Below are 22,228 nucleotides of genomic sequence, written 5' to 3' on the forward strand. Positions count from 1 at the left end.
GTCCGTTCAGCGCCGGCGGCGGAACATCGCCACCAGGCCCGGCGCCGCGACGCACAACAGCCACCCGAACACCTCCAGGGGACTGCCGCCCGTCGACGCGCAGCCCACGCCGCCGCCCTCCACCAGACTGGGGCGGATGGTGTGCCAGGCGCGATGGGCGGGCGCCACCTCCACGTTGCCCGCGAAGTCCGTCGCCCAGACGTCCAGCGTGTGGTCTCCCTCCGCCAGGTTGCGCAGCGTGAGCTCCTTCGCGCAGGGCTCCGGGTCCTTGCCATCCACCGAGCACCGGAAGCTGGCGACCTCCTCGGACGTGTCCAGGATGAAGGTGACGTTGGCGAGCGTGCTGGTGCCCGTGGGGCCGCCGGTCAACGTCGTCACGGGGGGGATGAAGTCCAACCGGAACAGGCGCGGGTCGGAGCGGGTGCCCGTGTTGCCCGCGGCATCCACCGAGTACACGCGCAGGGCCTGGTCTCCGTGCACCGTGGCCTTGTCCACGACGAGCGTCCACTCGCCTCTATCATTGGCCATGGCGGTGCCCACCACCAGGCCGTTGAGCTCCGCGGTGAGCGTCGTGCCCGCCTCGGCCGTGCCGGTGACGGTATCGAAGCTCCGGCCGAGGATGCTGCCCTCCGTCGGCGTGATGATGAGCGGCGCTCCCGGCGCGGTGGCGTCCACCGTGAAGGTGCGCGCCTCGGCCTTCTCTCCGCGCCGGTCGAACGCATCCAGGCAGTCCGCCGTGACGGTGTACGCGCCCTCGGTCAGGTCGGCGGTGGGCGTGAACGACCACTCACCCGCGCCGTTGACGGTGATGGTGGGCGTCTGGGGTTGGTCGTTCAGGTGGACGGTGAGCCGGCACTGGGGCTGGGCGGTGCCGCGAATCGAGGGCCGGCGGGAGCGCAGCAGCGCGCCCGGCGCCGGCGACAGCAGCACGGGGGGCGTGGGGTCCTCCAGGTCCAGGGTGAACCTGCGCACGGCCATCCGCGCCGTGTTGCCCGCGGCGTCCCGTGCCTCCACGGAGAACTCGTGGACGCCGTTGGCCAGGGGCTCCAGGGGCTCGTAGCTCCAGTTGTTCGCGGCGTCCGCGGTGACGCTCGGCAGCGGCTTGCCGTCCAGGGTGATGGTGATGATGCTGTTCGGCTCCGAGGTCCCCATGAAGCGCGGCCTGGCCAGGGTGAGGACATCCCCCTCCTTGGGCGACGCGACGACCAGCGGAGGGTTGAAGCCGGAGTCCACCGTGAAGCGGACCGGGAGGGACGGCTCGCTCAGGTTCGCCGCCGTGTCCCGCGCCCTTGCGGTGAGGTCGTGGGGGCCCTGCGACAGCGAGGGCGAGGTGAAGGACCAGGTCCCGCCCTCTCCCACCGTCGTGGTCAGCGTGCTGCCGCGCTCGTCACCGTCGATGGCGAGGATGATGGTGGTTCCCACGTCCCCCGTGCCGGTGATGGTGGGGCGCGCGGAGGTGATGGCCGTCCCGTCCACGGGATAGGTGATGGTGGGGCGGTTGGGGGGCGTGACGTCGACCTCCAGGTCGATGCCATTGGACGCGGCGCTGATGTTGCCCGCGGCATCCGTCGACTTGGCCGTCACCGTGTGCTCGCCCCCGGGGATGGTGGTGACCCTGGTCATGATCCACGTCCCATTGGAGCCCGCCACCACCCGCGCGTTGACGCGGAGGTTGCCCTCGATGAAGAGCTCCACGGTGCTTCCCGCCTCGGCCGTCCCCGAGAAGTCCACGCCCGCGCTGCCCACCAGGATGCCGGAGTTCGGCAGCAGGATGACGGGCGGGTTCGGCGGGGTGACGTCCACCCGGAACGTGTCGATGGTGGCGTCGCTCTTGTTCCCCGTGGCGTCGGTGGCGGTGACGCTCAGGTTGTAGATGCCGCTGGTGGTGAAGACCTGCGTGGGCAGGGTCCAGATGCGGCTGGCGCCGGCCTGGACGGCGGGGGACGCGACACCGTTGATGGTGACGACCACCGTGCTTCCGGCCTCCGCCTCTCCCTCGATGGTCGTGCCCGCGGTCCCCACGACGGTGTCGGCCCTGGGGGTGGTGATGATGGGCTTCGCCGGAGGCGTGGTGTCGACGGAGAAGATGCGCGTCGCCGGGTCGCTCTTGTTGTTGAGCGCGTCGGTGGCGGTGACCACCGCGGTGTGCTCGCCGTCCGGGATGTTCGTCTTCGTCGGGACCGTCCACTGCCCGTCGGCGGCGGTCGTGGCCGTCCACGACAGCGTGCCCACGACGACGTCCACCCGGCTCGCCGGCTCGGCGGTGCCGCTGAAGGCCGTGCCGGCGACGCCCACCCGGGCCGCGTTGGCGGGCGTCACGATGACGGGCACGTCGGGCTTCGTCGTGTCCACGTTGAACGTGACCTGGGCGGCGCTGCTGACGTTGCCGGTGGCGTCGGTGGCGGTGACGGACGCGGTGCGGCTGCCATCCGGGATGTTCGTCTGCACGGAGACGGTCCACCGGGTGTCAGGGCCCGCGGTGGTGCTCCAGTTGAGCGCGCCCACGACGACCTTCACCGTGCTGCCGGCCTCGGCCGTGCCGGAGAAGCCCGTGCCCGCGACGCCAATCTGGGCGCCTCCGATGGGCGTCTCGATGACGGGGATGGCGGGCGGCGTGGTGTCGACGGTGAAGGAGCGCGTCACGGCGGCGCTGACGTTGCCCGCGGCGTCGGTGGCGGTGACGGACGCGGTGCGGTTTCCATCCGCGAGGGTCGTCACCGGCGCGATGGTCCATTCGCCATCCGAGCTGGTCGTGGTGCTCCAGTTGAGAGCGCCCACGACGACCTTCACCGTGCTGCCGGCCTCGGCGGTGCCGGAGAAGCCCGTGCCAGCCGTGCCCACCCGGGCGCCCGCGGCGGGCGTCACGATGACCGGCTCGCCCGGCGCCGTCTTGTCGATGGTGAAGTGGACCTCACGCGCGTCGCTGACGTTGCCGGTGGCATCGGTGGCGGTGACGGACGCGGTGCGAGCGCCCTCGGGGATGTCCGTCCTCGTCGGGATGGACCAGCGGCCGTTGGCGGCCGCGGTGGTCGTCCACTCGAGCGCGCCCACGACGACCTTCACCGTGCTGTTCGCCTCGGCGGTGCCGGAGAAGCCCGTCCCCGCGGGGCCCACGTGGGCCCCCTCGGCGGGGACCTCCACCAGGGGCAGCGCCGGCCTCTGGGTGTCGACGTTGAAGAGGACCTCCGTCGCTCCGCTGACGTTGCCGGTCTCGTCGGTGGCGGTGACGGAGGCCGTCTGCGCGCCATCCGGGATGGCCGTCGTCGTCGCGACGCTCCAGCGGCCATCCGCGCCCGTCGTGGCCGTCCAGGCGAGCGCGCCGACGTTGACCGTCACCAAGGTGCCCAGCTCGGCGGTGCCGGAGAAGCCCGTGCCCGCCGGACCCACCCGGGCGCCCGCGGCGGGCGTCTCGATGGTCGGCGCGGCCGGAGGCACCGTGTCGACGATGAACGTCACCGTCGTGGCCGCGCTGGTGTTGCCCGCGGGGTCCGTGGCGGTGACGGAGGCGGTGCGGCTGCCATCGGGGAGGCTCGTCTGCGCGGCGATGGACCAGCGGCCGTTGGCGGCCGTGGTGGTCGTCCACGAGGCGCTGCCGACGGAGACCCTCACGAGGGTGCCCGCGACCGCGGTGCCGGAGAAGCCCGTGCCGGCCGTGCCCACCCGGGCGCCCGTGGCGGGCGTCTCGATGACTGGCGCGGGCGGAGGCGTCAGGTCGACGGTGAAGTTCGACGTGGTGGTGGAGCTGCTGTTGCCCAGCTCGTTGGTGGCGACGGCGGTGACCTTGTGCGTTCCCTCCGTGAGGGTTCCGCTGAAGCTCACCGTCCACTGCCCGTTGGCCGCCGCGGTGACGGTGCCGAGCAGCACATCATCCAGGTGGACCGTCACCTGGTTGCCCAGCGTGGCCATTCCCGTGAACGCGGTGCCGGCCGGGCCCACCACGGCGTTGTTGGCGGGGGCGGTGATGGTGGGCGCGACGGCGGGCGTCTTGTTGACGGTGAAGGTGACCGTCCTCGCGGCGCTGACGTTGCCCAGGCTGTCGGAGGCGGTGACGGAGGCGCTCTGCGCGCCCTCGGGGATGTTCGTCTTCACCGGGACGGACCAGGTGCCACCGGCGCTGGTCGTGGCCGTCCACGTCTGGGCGCCCACCGTGACGCTCACGGTGCTGTTGGCGTCCGCGGTGCCGGAGAAGCCCGTGCCGGCGGTGCCCACCACGGCGCCCTCCGCGGGCGTCGTGACGACGGGCACTCCGGGAGGCGTGGTGTCGATGATGAAGTTGACCGTCGTCGCCTCGCTGACGTTGCCGGCGGTGTCCGTGGCGGTGATGGAGGCGGTGTGGCTGCCATCCGCGATGGTCGTCTGCGCGGGGACGGACCAGGCGCCGTTGGCGGCGGCCGTGGCCGTCCACGACGCGCTGCCGACGGTGACCCGCACCTGGCTGCCCACCTCCGCGGTGCCGGAGAAGCTGATTCCGCTCCGGCCCACGCGGGTGCCCGGCGCGGGCGTCGTGACGACGGGCACGGCGGGAGCCGTCGCGTCGACGGTGAAGGTGCGCGAGGTGGTGGAGCTGGTGTTGCCAATCCCATCGGTGGAGAGGGCGGTGACGGTGTGCTGGCCCTCGCTGAGGGTGCTGCTGACCGTCACGCTCCACAGCCCGTTGGCCGCGGCGGTGACGGTGTCGACCAGGTTGCCGTCCAGGTTCACCGTCACGCGGTTGGTGGCGGTGGCCGTCCCCGAGATGGTCAGCCCCACCGGACCCACGGGCGTCGCGGTGGTGGGCGTGGTGATGGTGGGCGCGCTGGCGGGCGTCTTGTTGACGGTGAAGTTGACCGTCCTCGCGGCGCTGACGTTGCCCGCGGCGTCGGTGGCGGTGACGGACGCGACGCGGGACCCCGCGGGGATGTCCGTCTGGACGGGGACGGACCAGGCGCCCCCCACGGCGGCCGTGGCCGTCCACGTCTGGGCGCCCACCGTGACCGTCACCGTGCTGCCCGCCTCGGCGGTGCCGGAGAAGCCCGTGCCGGCCATGCCCACGGTGGAGCCCTCCACGGGCGTCGTGACGACGGGCCTCGCCGGCGCCGTGAGGTCGACGGTGAAGGCGACCGTCGTCGCCACGCTGACGTTGCCGAACGTGTCCGTGGCCGTGACGGAGGCGGTGCGGCTGCCCTCCGCGATGGTCGTCTTCGTCGGAACGGACCAGGCGCCGTTGGCCGCGGCCGTGGCCGTCCACGAGGTGCCGTTGACCGTGACGGTCACCGTGCTGCCTGCCTCGGCGGTGCCGGAGAAGCCCGTGCCGGCCGTGCCCACCACCTGACCCGCGGTGGGCGTGGTGACGACGGGCGCCGCCGGAGGCGTCGCATCGACGGTGAAGTTGCGCGTGGTGGTGGCGCTGGTGTTGCCGATGTTGTTGGTGGCGGTGGCGGTGACGACGTGGCTTCCGTTGGCGGGCGTGCTGTTGGCCGGCACGCTCCAGCGCCCGTTGGCGAGCACGGTGACGGTGTCGACCGCGTTTCCATCCAGGCTCACCCGCACCTGATGGGTGGCGGTGGCCGTTCCCGAGAAGGTCAGCCCCGTCGGACCGACCACGGCGTCCTCGGCGGGCGCGCTGATGACCGGCGCGGCGGGGGGCGTCTTGTCGACGGTGAAGGTGACCGTCCTCGCGGTGCTGTCGTTGCCCGCGGCGTCGGTGGCGGTGACGGAGGCGGTCTGGCTGCCCGCCGGAAGGGTCGTCTGCGTGGGGATGGACCAGGCGCCACCGGCCGTGGTGGTGGCCGTCCACGACTCTCCGCTGACGGTGACCGTCACGGTGCTGCCCGCCTCGGCGGTGCCGGAGAAGCCCGTGCCGGCCGTGCCCACGGTGGAGCCCGCGGCGGGCGTCGTGACGACGGGCCTGTCCGGAGCCGTGGTGTCGACGGTGAAGCTGACGGACGCCGCGGTGCTGGTGTTGCCCGCCGCGTCCCTGGCGGTGACGGAGGCGGTGCGGCTGCCCTCCGCGATGGTCGTCTTCGTCGGAACGGACCAGGTGCCGCCCGCGGTCGTCGTGGCGGTCCACGAGGTGCCATTGACCGTGACCGTCACGGTGCTGTTCGGCTCGGCGGTGCCGGAGAAGCCCGTGCCCGCGGTGCCCACCTGGGTGTTCGCGAGCGGCGTGGAGATGACGGGCGCGCCTGGCGGCGTCCGGTCGACGGTGAAGGTGACCGTCGCCGCCGGACTGATGTTGCCGGTGGCGTCGGTGGCGGTGACGGAGGCGGTGCGGCTGCCCTCCGCGATGGTCGTCTGGGCGGCGATGGACCAGGTCCCACCCACGGCCGTCGTGGTGGTCCACGTGATGCCATTGACCGTGACCTTCACCGTGCTGCCCGCCTCGGCGGTGCCGGAGAAGCCCGTGCCGGCGGTGCCCACCTGGGCGCTCGCGGCCGGGGTGGAGATGACGGGCACGCCCGGCGGCGTCGTGTCGACGGTGAAGGTGACGGTCGCGGTCGGCCCCGTCTCGTTGTCCTCGTTCGTGGCGGTGACGGAGGCGGTGTGCGTGCCGTCATCGAGGTCCGTCTTCGTCGGCACCGACCACCGGCCATCCGCGCCCGTGAGGGCCTGCCACTCGAGCGTGCCGATCGTGACGGTCACCGTGCTGTCCGTCTCCGCGGTGCCGGAGAAGCCCGTGCCGGCCACGCCCACCTTCGCGTTCGCCAGGGGCACCTCGATGACGGGCGCCGCGGGGGCGAGCAGCGCCTCCACGGAGAAGTAGACCGGGTCGCTCGTGGGGCTCGCGAGCCCCTCCAGCTCCGTGTGCGCCGTGACGGCGTACAGGCCATCCTCCAGGCGGCCGGGCACCTCGATGGAGAACGCGCCGGACTCGCTGACCACCGAGGCGGGCAGCTCGCGCTCGGGCGTGGTGGGCTGGTCGGTGTTGCCCAGCTTCACGTGCACGGTGGCGCCCGGGTCCGCGATGCCCGTGACGCGCGGGGACTGGGCCTTCACGTTGGCGCCGTCTCCCGGCGCGGTGATGACCGGACGCGCGGGGATGACGAGCCCGTGCTCCAGAAGCGTCGCGCCACCTTCCTCCCCGGCGCGCGCCGCCGAGGCCTTGGCGCCCGAGACCTCCGACGCCACGAACACCGGGCAGCCCCGGAGGTTCGCGGCCTGCAGCAGCACGCTGCCCGCGCTCCTCGCCAGCAGCGCCTCACAGTCCGCGCTCTCCACCAGCCGCGCGGAGATGCTGCCGCCCGCGCCGCCCTGGGTGAGCCCCTCCAGCTCCCACGGCCAGGCCCGCGCGTCGGCCTCGATGCGCCCCGCGCCCGTGAGCTTGCGCGCGCGGAAGAAGACCACGCCGCCGCCGCTCGTCGAGCCGCTCTGCGGGCCCGCGCCGCTCGCGGTGATGACGCCGTTGTTGTGCAGCGTGTCCGCGACGAGGAAGGCCACCACGCCGCCGGACGAACCATTCCAGGCGCGCGCCCTCACTTCGCCCGTGGGGTGGATGGTGACGGCCTGGAACTCCGGCACGCGGATGACCTGCGTGCCCGGGAAGGCGAAGTCATTGAGCACCGGACGCGCGAGCAGCAGCACGCCGTCCTTCGCGCGCGACACCCGCGCCAGCTCCCACTGGCCCAGCGGGCTCTCCTCGCGCGGACCGTACGTGAAGGTGGAGAGCGACAGGGCGGCCACGGGACCCGCGTCCGCGCTCTGCAACACCATCACCAGGTCGCCCGCGGCGAAGCCCTCGAGCGTCTCCACGCGCAGCTGGCGGTCGCCCTTGCGCACCGGGCCCGTCACCGCCGCGTAGTGATTGACGACCTGACTCGAGTTGGCGGGGACCGTGAGGGACTCGTCCCGCGCCTCGCCCAGGCCGAAGACATCCGCTTCGGCGAACGCGGAGTGCGCGCCCAACGCCACGACGCAGGTCAGAAGGTGCAACCATCTCAGTGATTTCATGGCGTGGCTTCCAGGTTCGTCGGCAGCATGAGGAGGAGCTCGACCCGGCGGTTCTTCTCGCGCCCCTCGACGGTTCCGTTGCTCTGTGCGGGATGCTCCGGGCCATAGCTCCGCAATCGCAGCTTCTGGGGAGAGACACCACGCTCCACCAGGTAGCGCCACACGGCCTCCGCGCGGGCGCGACCCAGCCGTGGGTTGAAGGTCTCCGTGGCCGAGTCGTCCGTGTGTCCATCCACCGTCATCAGCTTCACCGACGGGTTGGTCAGCATCAGCTCCACGGCGCGCTCCAGGTCCGGCGAGGACTCGGGCAGCTCCGCGCTCCCGACGCGGAAGTACACGCGGCCGTCGAGCACGAACTTGTCCCGGGACACGTTCGCGACGGGCGAGGCCTCGCCGGGGTTGGGAATCATCGAGCCCTGCATGTCCGACACGCGCCGGTTCGGCGCGGGCGTGGGCAGCGGCACGGACTCGTGCACGATGCTCGTGTCACTGTCGGGCCGCGTGTCCTCGCCCAGCAGCGAGTTGAACGCCACGCCGGCGACCAGGCGGAACAGCGGGATGCCCGGCTCCGAGCCGAAGCCCAGGCCCCCCAGCGCGAACAGCTCCACGCCCTCGCGCGGCGCATAGCGCGCGCCGCCCAGCACCTCCACCGCGCCCCGCGCCTGCTTCCAGGAGAGCGCCGCGTTGATCGCCACCTCCGCGCGCAGCGGCGCCCCCGTGGTCATCAGGCCCGCGCCCAGGCGCAGCTCGCTGCCCAGCTCGCGCGCCTCCAGCGTGGGGACCTCGATGGTGACTCCGCGCCGGACCAGCACGCCCAGCTCGAACGACGGCGCCAGGATGGAGCCCAGCATGCCGCCCACCATGACGCGCGCCAGGATGCTCGTGTCGGCGCCCCGCGCGAACGCGCCCTGCGTCCCGAACGGCAGATAGACGCTCACCTCCGAGGCGAGGTCCACCGCGTCGTCCTCCTCCGTGCGCAACAGGCCCACCCGCGCGCCCACGCGCGGAGAGCCCACGCCGTGCCGCGTGGGCCCCAGCAGCCCCTGCGAGGCCAGGTCGTCTCCCTCGCGCTGGGTCAGCACCGGGATTCGCGCGTCGATCTGCAGCCGCGAGCTCAAGCCGAGCGCCACCGCGAGCACGCCCGTCGTGCGGCTCGTCAGGATGGGCATCGTCTCGCCCTTCGCGTTGAGGGTCATGGGCTCGTGCTGGTAGTGCCCCAGGATGAGCACCCGGAGCTCGGCCGCGCGCAGCACGGTGCCACCGCCCGTCGCGAGGGGGCCAGGACCTGGGTTGATCTCCAGCCGCTCCATCAAGAAGGCGGGCAGGGCCGCCGGCTCCTGGGCGAACGCGCCGGGCGCCAGCAGCAGCAGCGCCAGCGTCCCCATCCGTTGCCACGTGAGGCACCACCCACTCATCCGCGTCCCATGGCGCATGACCGACATTGGTGCTCATGCGGGAGACAGCCCGCGGCCACACGCCGGCTCGGCCTGAGAGCAAGGCACGTACCAAGGAGGCACGCGGGAGGGGGCGTGTCGCGAGCACCCCGGGGGAGGGTCCGGGCTGCGTACCGGCGGAACGCGGCTGCGTCCGGGAGGACCGCAGGAGCGTCGGCCAGGCGGGGTCCTCCCCAGGGGAAGCGCTGGCACGGAAAGGGCAAGTGCAGGCCGGCGCATGGCCTTCCAGGAACGACTCGCGCTGTCCCTCACCCTGACCCTGGGCGGGCAGTCCTTCGTCATCCCGGGGGGGCAGGTGGAGGCCTTCTCCGTGGACCTCCAGCCCCATGGGTTCACCGCGGAGGTGAGCTTCTGGACCGGTCTGGAGAAGGACGACGGGCCGCTCTTCACGGCCTTCGCCACCCCGGACCTCCTGGACGTGAAGCTGTCCATCTCCGGCGGCTACCCCGTCCCCCAGCCCCCACCCAAGCCGCTCATCCTCCATGGCCTGGCCCGGGAGCGCTCGCTGGAGGCCCGGACCCATGGCCCGGTGGGCGGCGCGCCGGTGCGCTTCCGGCGCTACACCGTGGTGTTCGAGGACGCCGCGCGCGTGCTCTGGCGCCAGCACCGCCCCACGGAGCTGCGCACGGACTTCGCGCTGAAGACGCTGTTGACGGAGCACACCGCGGGGGCGTTCACCTTCGACTTCGACTGGGACGTGCTCGACGAGAAGCGGCCCCTGGTGTGCCTGGCGCTGGGCGAGGACGCGCCGGGCGTGGGCCTGTACGACTTCGTCGCGTGGCTCGCGGACACGCGGGGTGGTGTGTGGGCCTATGACTGCGTGAAGGACCAGTACGGGCTGTGGGGACGCAAGCCTCCGGTGAGCGGCGCGAAGCCGCTGTCGCGCACGAAGGTGGAGCGGCTGGACGTGGTCCTCCCCGCCATCCCTCGCAACGCGGCGCGGGTGCTCAACGCCTCCACGCTCAAGTCCTCCACGCTGGAGGTCCCCGCGAGCAAGGGCGCGGGCGTCGCGGGCATCCATCAGGACCACCTGGTGCGCACGCCCATCGTGTCCGTGGTGGAGCAGCGCCAGGCGCTCGAGGTCAACCGGCTGCGCGTCCCGCAGCGCAGGTACCGGATGACGTTCGGCCACTTTCCCACCGTGCCGGTGAGCCCGTGGGCCGGGCTGCGGTTGGAGGGGCCGCTGTGGGGCGCCTCGGTGGTGGGGAGCGGCGAGGACCTCCGCGTGGTGGAGCTCTCCTTGTCGGCGCGGACGCTCGATGAGGGGCCTCACGCGGGGCTGCAGCTGAAGGACACGGGGTTCGAGGTGGAGATGTCGCTGTTGGCGGAGCGCGCTTCGGACACGACGGTGTCGCTGCCCGCGCACCACGCGCCTCGCTATCCCATCCACGTCGAGGGCAAGGTGCTCAGCCCCGGAGGCGGGGAGAAGGACCGCATCTACCTGCTGTCCGAGGACAAGAAGACGTCGGTGCTCACGTGGCGCGTGACGGTGCCGCTGTGGAACAAGGACGTGAGCGTGCCGGCGGAGCCGGGCTTCTTCCCGGGCCACTTCTACTTCCCGCCGTACAAGAACGCGCGCGTGCTGGTGGCGCTGCACTTCGACCGGGCGGAGCTCCACCGTCACCTGGACTGGGCGGACGCGGCGCGACTGCCGCAGGACGGGCAGGGGGACGGCATCCTCCTGGGGAAGAACGACACCAGCCAGACGTCCATCGTCCACGACTTCCAGGACATGAAGCCCGTGTGGCACCTGGAGCGCACCTCGGGGCCGGACACCGAGACGGTGCGCATGGCCGAGGGCACGATGATGTTCCGGACGAAGGAGCTGCCCGGCGCCGCGTCCGTCACGCCCACGTTCGATGTCTCGCCGCAGGTGGAGACCGCGCGCGCGGACCTCTCGGCGGGGGTCGGCGGCGCGATGGGGGAGACGACCGCCGCGTACCGGGTGGCCTCGGGCAGCTCGCAGGCGAAGCTGGACGGGGCGTCGTCCGAGACGCAGGCGGCGCTCGAGTCCGCGCAGGCCGAGGTCTCCGCGAAGGTCTCCGAGGCGAAGGCCGAGCTCAAGGGCGCGCTCTCCGGGCTGGAGGGACGCACGTCCTCGCTCACCCGCGCGGCCTCCGAGGCCCGCGCGGCGCTGGAGCAGCTCAAGTGACGACACTCGCGCGATGGGGTGATTCTCCGGGAATGGGGGTCGAGTCGTGAAGGCACTGCTGGGCACGCTGGCGGAGCTGCGGGGAGACCTGGAGACGACGGGCTCGGGGGGCGTGGCCCGCATCGGTGACGCACGCTCGGCCATCGAGTCCATGGCGGAGGGCGTCACCGCGCTCATCGCCTCGATTCGTCCGGAGCTGGAGCCTCCGCTGACGGGGCTGCTCGCGCGCATCGACGCGCTCGACGCGAAGCTCGCGGCGACGAAGCAGCCGGAGGCGGAGCGGATGCGCGAGCAGCTGGCGCCGCTGCGCTCCCGGGTGGATGGCACGTCCCAGTCGATGGCGTCGAGCCTCGCGAGCCTGGAGGGTGGGGCGGGGGGCTCGCTGACGTCCGCGAAGGACGGCGCGGCGACGTCACTGGGAGCGCTCGAGGCGACGTTGTCCACGCAGGTGCAGTCGCTGACGGGGCAGGTGGAGGCGGTGGAGAAGGCCATCGTCCCCGCGCAGGCGCAGGTGGACTCGCTCATCAAGCAGGCCAACGAGGCGCTGGAGACGCTGGTCGCGGGCGCGCTGGCCTCGGTCGCCGCCATCCGCGAGCCGCTGAAGATGGCGGTGGACACGGCGATGGCGACGCTGGACGCCGTCGTGGAGAAGCTCGCCGCGCTCAAGGAGCAGGTGCTGGCCCTCTTCACGCCGCTGCCCGCGGTGCTGGAGCAACTCCAGACGCTGTACCAGACGCTCGTTGGTTCGCTGGAGGCGCTGCTCACCAAGGTGAACACGCTCCTGGATGCCATTCCCGCGGCGAACCTGCCCAAGCCCCTGGTGACGCCCGCGGTGCAGGCCATCCAGCAGGTGGTGACGCAGATCACCACGCAGCTGGGCACGTTCTCCACGCAGATGACGACGCAGATGGGCACGCTCCAGGACCAGGTGCTCACCCAGGTGGACCAGGTGCGCACGCAGGCGCTCGCGCAGGTGGAGACGGTGCAGAAGCAGCTGGTCCAGCAGGTGGACACGCTCAAGCAGACCGTCCTCCAGCAGGTCGAGCCCGTCAGCGCGCAGATGGACCAGGCCGTCGCGGCCGCCGTCACCCAGGTGGGCACGGCGAAGGACCAGGCCATCGCCCAGGTGACGACGGTGCAGGACCAGATGGCCGCGCGCGTGGACGCGGTGAAGACGCAGGTGAAGTCCCAACTGCCCACGCTGCAGGAGCAGGTGGACGCGGGCGCGCAGGCCGCGCAGGCGCAGGTGGAGACCGCGCGAGCCTCGGCCGAGGACCAGGTCATCTCGACGCGCGCGACGTTGAAGTCCCAGGTCGACGCGACGACGAGCAGCGTGAACGCGGAGCTGGATGCGCTGGAGGCGCGGCCGATTCCGACGGCGTCCTCGGTGGAGCAGAAGCTGGCCGCGGGCGAGGCGGCCGCGCGGGCCCAGGTCGAGTCCGCGAAGGCGCAGGCGGAGTCCGCCCAGGCGAAGGCGGAGGCGGAGGCCAAGGCCCAGGTCGAGTCCACCCAGGCGAAGGCCGAAGCGGAGGCCCAGGCCCGGGCTCCTACGTCCGAGGCCGCGCTGAAGTCCGAGGCCGAGGGCCGCGCGGAGGCGGAGCTCGGCGCGAGGACGGCCACCGCGCCGGGCCTCAAGCGCCCGTCGAAGGCCTGAGCCTCCGAGCCCCGCTGGCGCGGCACACCGGGGGGCTCGGGCGGACCTCAGGGGCCGAACAGGGCGGCGAGCGGGCTCTCGACGGTGACCTGGGGCGGCATGGGGCGGGCGCGGTAGATCTTCAGATTGCCCGCCGACGCGAAGTAGGTGAGGGGGTTGAGCGGCACTCCACCCACCACGGGGTTGGGGACGCTGTGGACAGCGAAGCTCCCCAGGCCCTCCAGCGCCGCCGTGGTGCTCGTGCCCGCGTCCCATCGCTTCAGCTCGATGGCGGGGGGCGTGCTCCCGGGAGTCCTCAGCCCGTCGACGTTGAAGACATAGCCCGTGTCCGTCACGGCGACGGCGTTGTCCTTGATGTCCATGCCCGCGGAGGGGATGAGCTGGATCATCGGCTCTATCTCTCCGATGGTCTCGGCCTCGTCCGTGTTCTTCATCCGGGCCGACAGGTGGTCCAGGCACACCTCCACGCCGAAGCTCACCTCGTTGATGGCCTCTCCACGGGCGCCCAGACGGAAGTTGCATCCGCCCTGCAACGGGTTGGTGGACCACTCGCTGCGGTTCACGCTCCGGGTGGCCACCTGGGACATGGGATCATGCGAGCCCCGCGTCGGAATCGTGGGGCGGTACCTGTTCTTGTTGCCCAGGAGGATACGGCCCCGGTTGTCGCCGCGGCCCAGCACGTTCCCCGGTCCGTCGACCTGCATCCAGCTGTCGTTGATGTAGTCGATGCCGGAGACCTGCTCCTTGTAGACGAGCCGATCATGCTTGCCGTCGGAGTTCAGGTATCCGCCTTGCTGGATGAGGGCGATGTTGAAGACCTCCACGCCGGTCTTCCGATTCGTGACGACGGCGTCGTACTCGTCCAGGTACCCGATGATGGTCCCCAGCACGAACACCCAGCCGCGGAAGCGATCATTGCGCGCGTTGAAGGTCCACCGACGGAAGTCCGAGAGCACCTGGCTGATGAGGTCGAACTGGTAGCCGCCCTTCGCGCCCCGGAAGAAGAACTCCGGCATCAAGAACACCTTGAGCGTGGAGTCCCTGTCGTCGAGATGCGGGCTGTTGGAGGCCCTCATGATGGCCGACTTGACGAAGGAGCAGCGGTGCGTCAGGTCCGTGCGGTCATTGGGGTGTCCCTTGTAGGACTGCGTCCCCTTGCCCTGCCAGAGGGTGAAGACGGGGCCCCCTCCGGGGAGCAGGTGATACGCGCCTCCCCAGATGCGGTGGGGGCCGCCTCCGTTCTTCACGTCATAGCCAAGCTGGTGGTGGTAGCCGATGAACTGCACGTCAGTGTAGGGCATGGACTCCGCTCCTGGAGGGGACTGCGTGCGACACACGTCTCCCAGCAGCGAGAGCCATGGCTCTCGCCGGAGGGAAGCGGGTGGTTCGTGGGCGCGGCCCGGCTACTTCCCGGCGGAGGGGGCCTCGACCTTCGGACCCTCGACCTTGGGGGGCTCGACCTTGGGCGGCTCGAACTTGGGTGGCTCCTCCTTCTTGGGCTCACCCTTGGGCTTCTTGCGCTTCGACGGCGCATCCGTGCGGATGCGGCTCTCCTCCAGCTCGATGTCCACGCGCCCCGGGATGGGCGAGTCGAGCAACACCTGCCACGCGCCGTCCGGCGTGGTGAACAGGAAGGAGATGGCCAGGGGAGACTCCTCCGGAATCTTCACCCGCGTCTGGGTCTTCTCGCCCGGGTAGATGACGAGCGTCTGCACCACCGAGTCATCGGGGTGCACCACGCGCTCGGCTACGTCGGCGTAGAACTCCGTCATGTACCGCTGCGAGTCCACCGCGCGCACCACCATGTGCAGCGGCCGCCCCTGGTTCGTCCCCTGGGGCGAGTTCACGTGGATGGACAGGTGCGTGGGCGCGCACGCCACCGTCCCCAGGGCCAGCGCCAGCATCAACAGCCAGGGGAACCTCATCGCGTCACCTCCTGGAACAGCGTCCAGGGGCCGCCACGCATGCCGAAGCGCAATCGAATCTCCGAGTGTTGTGAGCCATCCGGGCCCGGCAGCGGCCAGATGGCGTTCTGCTCGGCGTCGAACGTGGCGGCATCCAGGATGCGGAAGCAGTTCCACGACGAGCGCGACAGCTCCGTGGAGCGGTAGCGCTTGGCCTCGCGGCCCGGCACGCGCAGCTCGACGCCGACGGAGGCCGAGCGCGGCTCCCACCACGCCAGCGCGAAGTCCTGCCACGCGGGCGTCTGGTTGAAGCCGAACGCCGCCGCCTCGCCGCACTTCAGGAAGGACATGGTGACGAAGCCGTTCTCACCCGACGGCGGCAGCGGCAGCGGGCGCACCTGGAGCTGCAGCGGCTGCGGCTTGCCCTCCTCGGTCCACAAGAGCTTCGCCAGCTTCGACAGCCGGCCGAGCATCACCAGCATGCGCGGCGGCACGGCGAGCTGCTGACGCAGAGGCCGGCGCAGCATCCACTCCGTGCCGCGCTCCTCCACCACCGGCGAGAGCACCTGCGCCACGAACTGCCAGAAGGCGCCGTCCTTGCGCTTGAGCACCTCCAGCTCCGTCGGGTCCAGCTCCTGGCTCGCCTCCACCGCGAACGGGTAGCGACGCAAGAGCGGCGTCAGCAGCGTGCGGAAGCGCCACTCCCACTGCTCCTCCAGCACGCGCTCCAGCTCGGCCCGGCCCAGCTCCCGCGTCATCAAGAAGGGCTCGCGGAACGGCCGGCGCAGCTCGCCGAGGATGCCCTGCTTGTCCAGCCACTCGTCCACGCGGCGCAGGTAGGAGCCCTCCTCGTCGAGCAGCATGGACAGGCCCACGCGGCCCAGCGGGGAGAGCAGGTCTGTCAGCTGGCGTCCGCCGTCCTCGTTCGATGCGGGCGTCTCCTCCGCGCCCGAGCGCAGGGACGCGGGGACGATGGTGCGCGCGGCCCCGGCCGCCGGCGGCGCGCTGAACCCCGACACCTCCGTGTGCAGCTGCGACACCAGCAGCAGGTACGCCGCCAGCTGCGCCGTCTGTCCGTCCTTGTCCGGCGTCATGAGCTGCACGATGGGCCGGAACAGCGACAGCTCCTGGCGCAGCGGCTCGTAGTAGGGACCCTCCATGGGGCCGATTCCCGCCCCCGTGGCCACCTCGCGCAGCATCGCCACCAGCTCGGAGGTCGGCTGCGTCACCGAGGACAGCTCCGAGGCCAGCGTCGTCGTCAGCGCCGTGAAGCGGTAGTCGCGGTACTTCACCAGCAGGTCCTGCCGGTAGCGCTGCCCGAAGTTGGCCACCTTCTTGAGCACGTAGCCCTGGCGCTGCGCGGCCTCCGCGCGCGACAGCTTCGAGTCCGCCATGCGCAGGGTGAACTCGTCCACCAGCGGCTTGATGTCCGTCTCGAACGTCAGCCACTCCACGCCGCGGCGCGAGGGCAGGGCGTCCACCGCGCCCACGTCCAGCGCGTCCTCCATCGACAGTCCCAGCCCGGCCTCGGCCGCGGACGCCACCGCGCCCGGCGGCAGCCCCATCGAGGTCCGGCTGAAGGGCCGCTGGCCCTGCTCGATCTGCCGCAGCAGCTTGTCCAGCAGCGAGCGCGACAGCTCCTTCGGACGGAACTCGAAGGACTGCTGCATCACCCGGACCTCCAGGCGCGCGTCGCCGTTGGCGGGCACGAAGAGGCCACCGGTGCGCGTGAGCAGCTCCGCGGTGGACATCTCCGCCGCGGCCTTCAGGCCCGCGTCGATTTCATCCTCCATGCGCAGCACCGCGGACAGCATCGGCTCGTGCTCGCGCAGCCAGTCGAGCGCGACGAGCGTGTTGTCCACGCCCTTGAGGGTCGCCTGGCTCTCCGGCGCGCCGGACGCGTCCAGCAGCGCCAGCACCTTGTGCGCGGACGTGTACGCCATGCTCTGCGCCAAGGTCAGCTTCAGCCGCTGCCGCTCGCTCGCCAGCGAGCGCCACCGCTCCAGGTCCATCTCCCGCGCGCTCAGCACCAGCTGCAGCTTGATGAGATGGTCTCTCCACGGGCCCAGGTAGCTCTCCTCGGACAGCCACTCGTAGGGCCAGCGCATCCACGGCACCTGGCCTTGCGTCTGCAGGCCCGTGCGCCACGCCTGGTCGCTGGAGATGATGTAGTCGCCCACCACCTCCTCGCGCAGCCCCGTGGCCTCCATCCAGTCGCCGCCCTTCTCCGTGGCACGGGTCCCCAGCAGGCTCAGCGCGTCCGCCGCCCAGTTCCAGCGCTTGCGGTACTGGCCATCCAGGTACGACAGGATGAAGCGCCCCATGTCGTCGGTGCGCGAGGCGCGCGCCACCGCCATCAGGTGCAGCATCTGCTCGGGACGGCAGAGCGTCTCGCGCTCGCAGCGCTCCTCCGCGTGCGACGCCGCCCACAGCGAGCGGCTGCCCACCAGCTCCGTCGAGGCGCAGCCCGGGATGAGCGGGCCACAGCGCTGGCACTGCTCCTGGCAGGACTCGAGCAGCGGCTTGAGATAGGACAGGCGCACCGTGTTGGACAGCTGCGCGCGCAGCACCTCCTGCTCGTCCTGGAAGCTGTTGCTCAAGAGCGGGAAGTAGCGCGCCGCGGAGAGCAGGGCGTCCATGGCCTGCATCGCGCCCTGGCCCTTGTCCACCACCACCTCGCCGGACGCCGTCAGGTGCTGCTGCCCCAGCCGCTGCACCGTGGACTCGAAGTCCTCCATGTGCCGCTGGGCCTCGGCCAGGCGGTTGTAGAAGTTCCCGTACGCCGCCACCACCGGGAGCACGCCCAGCGCGAGCAGCGCCGCGCACCTGCGCAGGTGCTTGCCGCGGTAGCGCGCGCGCAGCTCCACGTTGCGCTTCTCCGCCGCGATGGCGAACACCCCCGCGGAGCGCGCGTCCGCCGCCGGCGACGACACGTACACCCGCGTCAGCTCCGGGCGGTAGGACAGCGTGCCGCCCTCCACCAGCCCCGTCACGAACCTGGCGAGCGCCGCGAAGGACTCACCGCCGCGCGCGTAGAACTCCTCCAACCGTCCGAAGGCGTCCACCGACAACGAGACCAGGCCCAGCGCGAAGTACTGCTCCAGGGGCTGCAGCCCCGCGGCCAGCCGGCCCTCCTCACCCGAGGGCGGCACGTCCCAGTGCAGGGGGATGCCATGGCTGCGCAAGAGCTGGGCGAAGTCCGAGAAGCCCACCAGCGAGTCCATGTGCGTCAGGCACAGGCGCGTCTCCACCGAGCCCCGGCTCGCCTCGGACAGCAGGTTGATCTTCCCGCGCACCAGCTGGATGACCCGGCGCACCTCGTCCGGCGGCGTCTCCGCGAGCCACCGCGCGTCCAGCGCCACCACGACGCGCCCCTTCTGCCGACGGAAGCTCGACTTCCACAGCCGGCTGAGCGCGCGGCGCGCCTCCTGCGAGTCGTCCTCCAGCAGCGACGCCGACACCTCGTGGACCACCTTGTCCGGCCCCAGGAACATCTGGAGCAGCGGGTCCGAGGTGTGGCTGGGCATGAACTGCCGCTCCTGCCGCCGCCAGTCCACCTCCAGGTCGATGAGCGTCGTCTTGCCCGCGCCCGCCGGCCCGAGCACCACCACCGTGGGGAAGTCCAGCACCGCCACGCGGTAGCGCAGCGGCAGCGCGTTCAGGAACTGCTTGCGGATGCGCACCAGCGCGCCGGTGTCCAGCCGCTTGCGCGTCTCCACCTTCGGCGCCACCCGCCGGCGCTTCCTCCACCACCACACCAGCCCGACGACGAGCGCCAAGGCGAGCAGCACCCCGAGCCCTATCAATATCCACGTCAGATAGGGTCGCGCCGCGTCCGCTGTCGTCGTCGCCGCGCTCGCGGCCGCGGCAACGGGGTTCTTCTCGCCCGCCATGGCTCTAGTCCCTCTTCCCGCCCGCTTGCGCGCGGACCGCGAGCTGGAGGCCTTCCATCACGTCCTCCAGTCGCTCCAGTGTGGCCTCCAGTTGCACACCCCATGCCTCCCGCTCCTTGGGTGACAACCGCTTGCCTCCGGGGCCGGGTTCCAGGGCCTTCGCCCCCTCGCGGAGCACGTCCACGAGGGGCACCGTCCCCTCGGCCAGGCTCCCCAGCGACGAGGTCAGGGCCTTCTGGAGCCGCTCCACCAGCTCGGCCACGTTCTGACGGGACGCACTCGCGTCCTTCCGGACGCCGGGGGGAGTCGTCACGCGGGCCTCAGTTGGACAGGTGCCAGAGCACCACCGGCACCGCGATGATGATGGACACCGTCACGGCGTAGTAGCGCCAGGGGAAGTCGTACAGGGTGGGAGGCGGGGGCGCGGCCTCCGTGTGCGCCTCGCCCACCTGCGTCTCCGGCCGGGGGATGCGGGCCGCCAGCTGCTCGCGGTAGTCGCGCAGCCGCGCCGGGTGGCCCACGTGCCGGCCGATGAAGCCCGCGGTGAGGCAGAAGTGCAGCATCTCGAAGAGCAGCGGCGCCGTGTCCGGGCGCCTCAGCGCGGTGTCCGCCAGCTCGAAGAACAGGTCGCCGCCCGCGTCCACGCCGAACGCACGCAGCTGCAAGAGCGGCCAGTGCTGCGCGTCCTCGTTCGACAGGCGGGCGAGCACCTTCTCGTCCACCAGGAAGGCGAAGGGCTGGAGCACCTTCTCCACGTCGTCGTGGCGCAGGTCGGTCTCCAGCGCCGCGCGCAGGGCGTCCACCTCGGCCATCAGCGTGCGGGACATCGCGTCCAGGGCGCCCTCGGACAGGTGCTCGCGCAGGGCGGGGTCCAGATTCACCGTGCCCAGCTCCCGCTCGAGCAGCTCCTCCACGTGGCGGTAGGCCAGGAGGATGGCTTTCCAGTGCGTCATCTTCATCAGGAGGCTCCAGGGATGGCGAGGGGACCTTGGCCGGCGATGGTCGCCTTCAGCTCCACCGTCGCCTCGTGGTTCCACGCATCCAGCAAATCTCGGACCCGCGTCAGGAACGTCACCACCAGCGGCTCGAAGCCCTCCTCGAAGGGCTCCAGCACCACCTCGTACACGTTCCTCAGCCCGGAGCCCTTCATGGCGCTGTCGGGCACCCGCGACACGCTCATCTCCCGCAACAGCGGCAGACACCGGCGGAAGGGGCCCTCGGAGGGGGTGCCCAGGTGCTGGAGCACCGAGCGCAGCTCGTCCAGCCCCAGCGTGGCCTGGGCCTTCCAGGCGAGCAGCTGGGTGAGCGCCGTCAGGTCATCCCTCAGGGGGCTCTCCCGGTCCGGCTGGAGCTGGCCGACCAGCCGCCACTCCAGGCCCTCGATGTGGCGCGCCGGCACGCTCACCGTCATCCGCCCCGACGCTTCGGAGGCGAAGCGCGGCTGGTGCCACAGCGCCTCCACCACCAGCTTGCGCGGCGTGGTGAAGGCCTCCGGCATGCGCAGCACCAGGTGCGGGGAGGGGCCGTTCTCCGACGGCACCTCCTCCACCTCGTAGCCGGGGCCGCTGCCGGGCAGGTGCGCGGGCCTGAGCGGGGCGAGCCCCGTCTTGGTCATCTCGAACACGCCCGTCACCGAGTGCAGCGCCAGCTCCCGCCCCGCGCTCATGTTGCGGATGGGGTGCTCGGAGCGGGTGCCGTCCGTGGTGATGACCTGTGCGGGCTCCGCGCGCAGGTTCTCCACCGGCACCGCGAAGGGCACCAGGAAGTCGGGCCGGTGGGAGCGCCCCACCGTCCACGCCTGCGCCAGGTCGAAGCACAGGCTGAAGCGCCGCCACCCGCCGCGCGACGGCGGCACCGCGACGTGGAGGAAGAGCTCCGTCTCCGGGAAGAGGAAGAACGAGCGCAGCCGCTGCAGCGGGTGGGTGAAGGTCTCCGAGTCGTCCGGCGCCGGCGGCTCCCGGTCGAACGACACCTCGCACCGCTCGCCCGTGACGTGCTCGTCCGCGGGCGGCCCGTACACCACGCTGACCTCGCGCAGGTGCTGGCGCAGCGCGTGGAACACCGCCAGGGACGGCAGGTACTCGTCCAGGTGGCGCACGTGCAGGCTCATCGTGCCGATGGCGTCCGCGCGCTCGTGCCGCGACTCGAAGTGGAGCATCAGCCGGTGGCCACCCCGCACCAGCGGGCGCACCTCGGTGGACTCCAGGGTGATGGGCAGCACGCGCAGGTCGCGCTGGAGGCGGAAGGTGCCCGGCTCACCCTCGGCCGGCGACAGCCGCAGCTCGGTGCCGCGCGGCAGGAGCACCGCCTCGCCCATCTTCCCCATGGGCTGCGCCTGCACCACCGCGCGCGTGGGCAGGGGCTCCAGGAGGAAGTCGAAGAAGCCGGCGAACAGCCGGCGCCACGTGGAGCGCAGGTTGTGCAGCGTCGCGTGGCGCGTCTGCACGGAGAAGAACGCCATCGCCTCGATGAGGCGGCGCACGTCCGGGTCCTCCCGCTCCAGGGGGGCGGCGGGGTAGCGCTCGTGGAAGCGTTGGCGGAAGCGCTCGAGGGAGGCCATCTCCTCGAGGAAGTCCTGGTGCAGCCGGTCCTTCGGGCGGGTCATCTTGAATGACTCCTTACCCCAACTTCACGAGCGCGCCCGAGACGCTGGTGATACCGGATGCCTTGAGGTTGGCCATTCCCTGGGCTTCCAGGTCCAGCGCGGCTTGCCCCGCCACCTTGACATTGAGCCCCGTCACCTGCGTGTCCGTCTTGCCCGCGGCCTTCAGCGTCAGGCCTTCAATCTTGGCCTCGCCGCCGGTGGCCTCCATGGAAGCCGTCAGGCCCTTGAGCGCCAGCGCCTGGGTGGCCTCCACGTTGACCTTCGCCGAGGAGCTGATGCTCGCGTCCTGGGTGGCCGTCTGGGTGAGCTTCGCCTGGGTGGTGAGGCTCATGTCCTTCGTGCTCGTCACCTTCAGCGTGTCCTGGCTCGTCCACTCCGAGGTGCCCTTGGACAGGAGCGTTATCGTCTGGGCGTCGACCTTGAAGTCCTTGACGGTGACGACGATGCTGTCGGCCTTCTGCACGACGGTGCTGGTGTCGCTCTGCCCGGCGACCTTCAGGGTGATGGCGGTGCCGTCCATCGTCACGGTCTGGACGATGTTCGCGTCGGCATTGTCCACCGTGACGGTGATGCCCTTCACTTTGTCCAGCTCGATGGTGCAGACCAGCGTTCCCATGGCTCCTTCACGCCTCCAGCCGCC

General features: G+C 71.6%; 11 protein-coding genes. 2 read left to right on the plus strand and 9 right to left on the minus strand.

The features are described 5' to 3' along the window. Positions 1-6 precede the first annotated feature (6 nt). Together K8640_RS10090 and K8640_RS10095 are read right to left on the minus strand one after the other, a co-directional pair. A complete protein-coding gene (locus K8640_RS10090) occupies positions 7-7,926 on the minus strand; it encodes an Ig-like domain-containing protein (protein WP_223746842.1) in 7,920 nt (2,639 codons plus the stop codon). Beyond that, positions 7,923-9,311, minus strand: a complete 1,389-nt coding sequence (locus tag K8640_RS10095; RefSeq protein ID WP_223746843.1) for an OmpA family protein — start codon at positions 9,309-9,311, stop codon at positions 7,923-7,925. The genes K8640_RS10090 and K8640_RS10095 overlap by 4 nt, the downstream gene beginning before the upstream one ends. A 286-nt stretch (positions 9,312-9,597) precedes the next feature. Here K8640_RS10095 and K8640_RS10100 point away from each other — a divergent pair, with 286 nt between their 5' ends. Both K8640_RS10100 and K8640_RS10105 read left to right on the plus strand, forming a co-directional pair. Beyond that, complete coding sequence (locus tag K8640_RS10100; protein ID WP_223746844.1) at positions 9,598-11,532, plus strand: hypothetical protein; 1,935 nt, start codon at positions 9,598-9,600, stop codon at positions 11,530-11,532. 46 nt (positions 11,533-11,578) lie between these two features. Further along, entirely contained in the window at positions 11,579-13,186 is a 1,608-nt protein-coding gene (locus tag K8640_RS10105) for a hypothetical protein (protein ID WP_223746845.1), read from the plus strand. A 47-nt stretch (positions 13,187-13,233) separates the two neighbouring features. Here the strand turns inward: K8640_RS10105 and K8640_RS10110 are convergent, their stop codons facing one another. The 7 genes from K8640_RS10110 to K8640_RS10140 form a co-directional block, all read right to left on the minus strand. Then, positions 13,234-14,487 carry a hypothetical protein gene (locus K8640_RS10110; protein WP_223746846.1) on the minus strand — a complete coding sequence of 418 codons (1,254 nt, stop codon included), beginning with the start codon at positions 14,485-14,487 and terminating at the stop codon, positions 13,234-13,236. 102 nt (positions 14,488-14,589) lie between these two features. Then, entirely contained in the window at positions 14,590-15,111 is a 522-nt protein-coding gene (locus K8640_RS10115; RefSeq protein ID WP_046712999.1) for a hypothetical protein, read from the minus strand. Continuing rightward, the gene (locus K8640_RS10120; RefSeq protein ID WP_223746847.1) at positions 15,108-18,983 is read right to left on the minus strand and encodes a type VI secretion IcmF C-terminal domain-containing protein; all 3,876 of its coding nucleotides are present in this window, start codon (positions 18,981-18,983) and stop codon (positions 15,108-15,110) included. The genes K8640_RS10115 and K8640_RS10120 overlap by 4 nt, the downstream gene beginning before the upstream one ends. A 4-nt stretch (positions 18,984-18,987) precedes the next feature. Continuing rightward, positions 18,988-19,296 (minus strand): hypothetical protein, encoded by a 309-nt coding sequence (locus K8640_RS10125; RefSeq protein ID WP_223746848.1) that lies wholly within the window; start codon positions 19,294-19,296, stop codon positions 18,988-18,990. 7 nt (positions 19,297-19,303) lie between these two features. Beyond that, positions 19,304-19,936 (minus strand): DotU family type IV/VI secretion system protein, encoded by a 633-nt coding sequence (locus K8640_RS10130; RefSeq protein ID WP_223746849.1) that lies wholly within the window; start codon positions 19,934-19,936, stop codon positions 19,304-19,306. Between the two features lie 5 nt (positions 19,937-19,941). Beyond that, positions 19,942-21,588, minus strand: coding sequence for a type VI secretion system baseplate subunit TssF (locus K8640_RS10135; RefSeq protein WP_223746850.1), 1,647 nt, complete (start codon positions 21,586-21,588; stop codon positions 19,942-19,944). Positions 21,589-21,601: 13 nt separating this feature from the next. Continuing rightward, positions 21,602-22,204: a hypothetical protein gene (locus tag K8640_RS10140; protein WP_223746851.1), complete on the minus strand. Its 603-nt coding sequence runs from the start codon at positions 22,202-22,204 to the stop codon at positions 21,602-21,604. Between the last annotated feature and the right edge of the window lie 24 nt (positions 22,205-22,228).

Source organism: Myxococcus sp. XM-1-1-1 (assembly GCF_020037095.1).
In the GTDB taxonomy this organism is placed as follows: Bacteria; Myxococcota; Myxococcia; order Myxococcales; family Myxococcaceae; genus Myxococcus; species Myxococcus fulvus.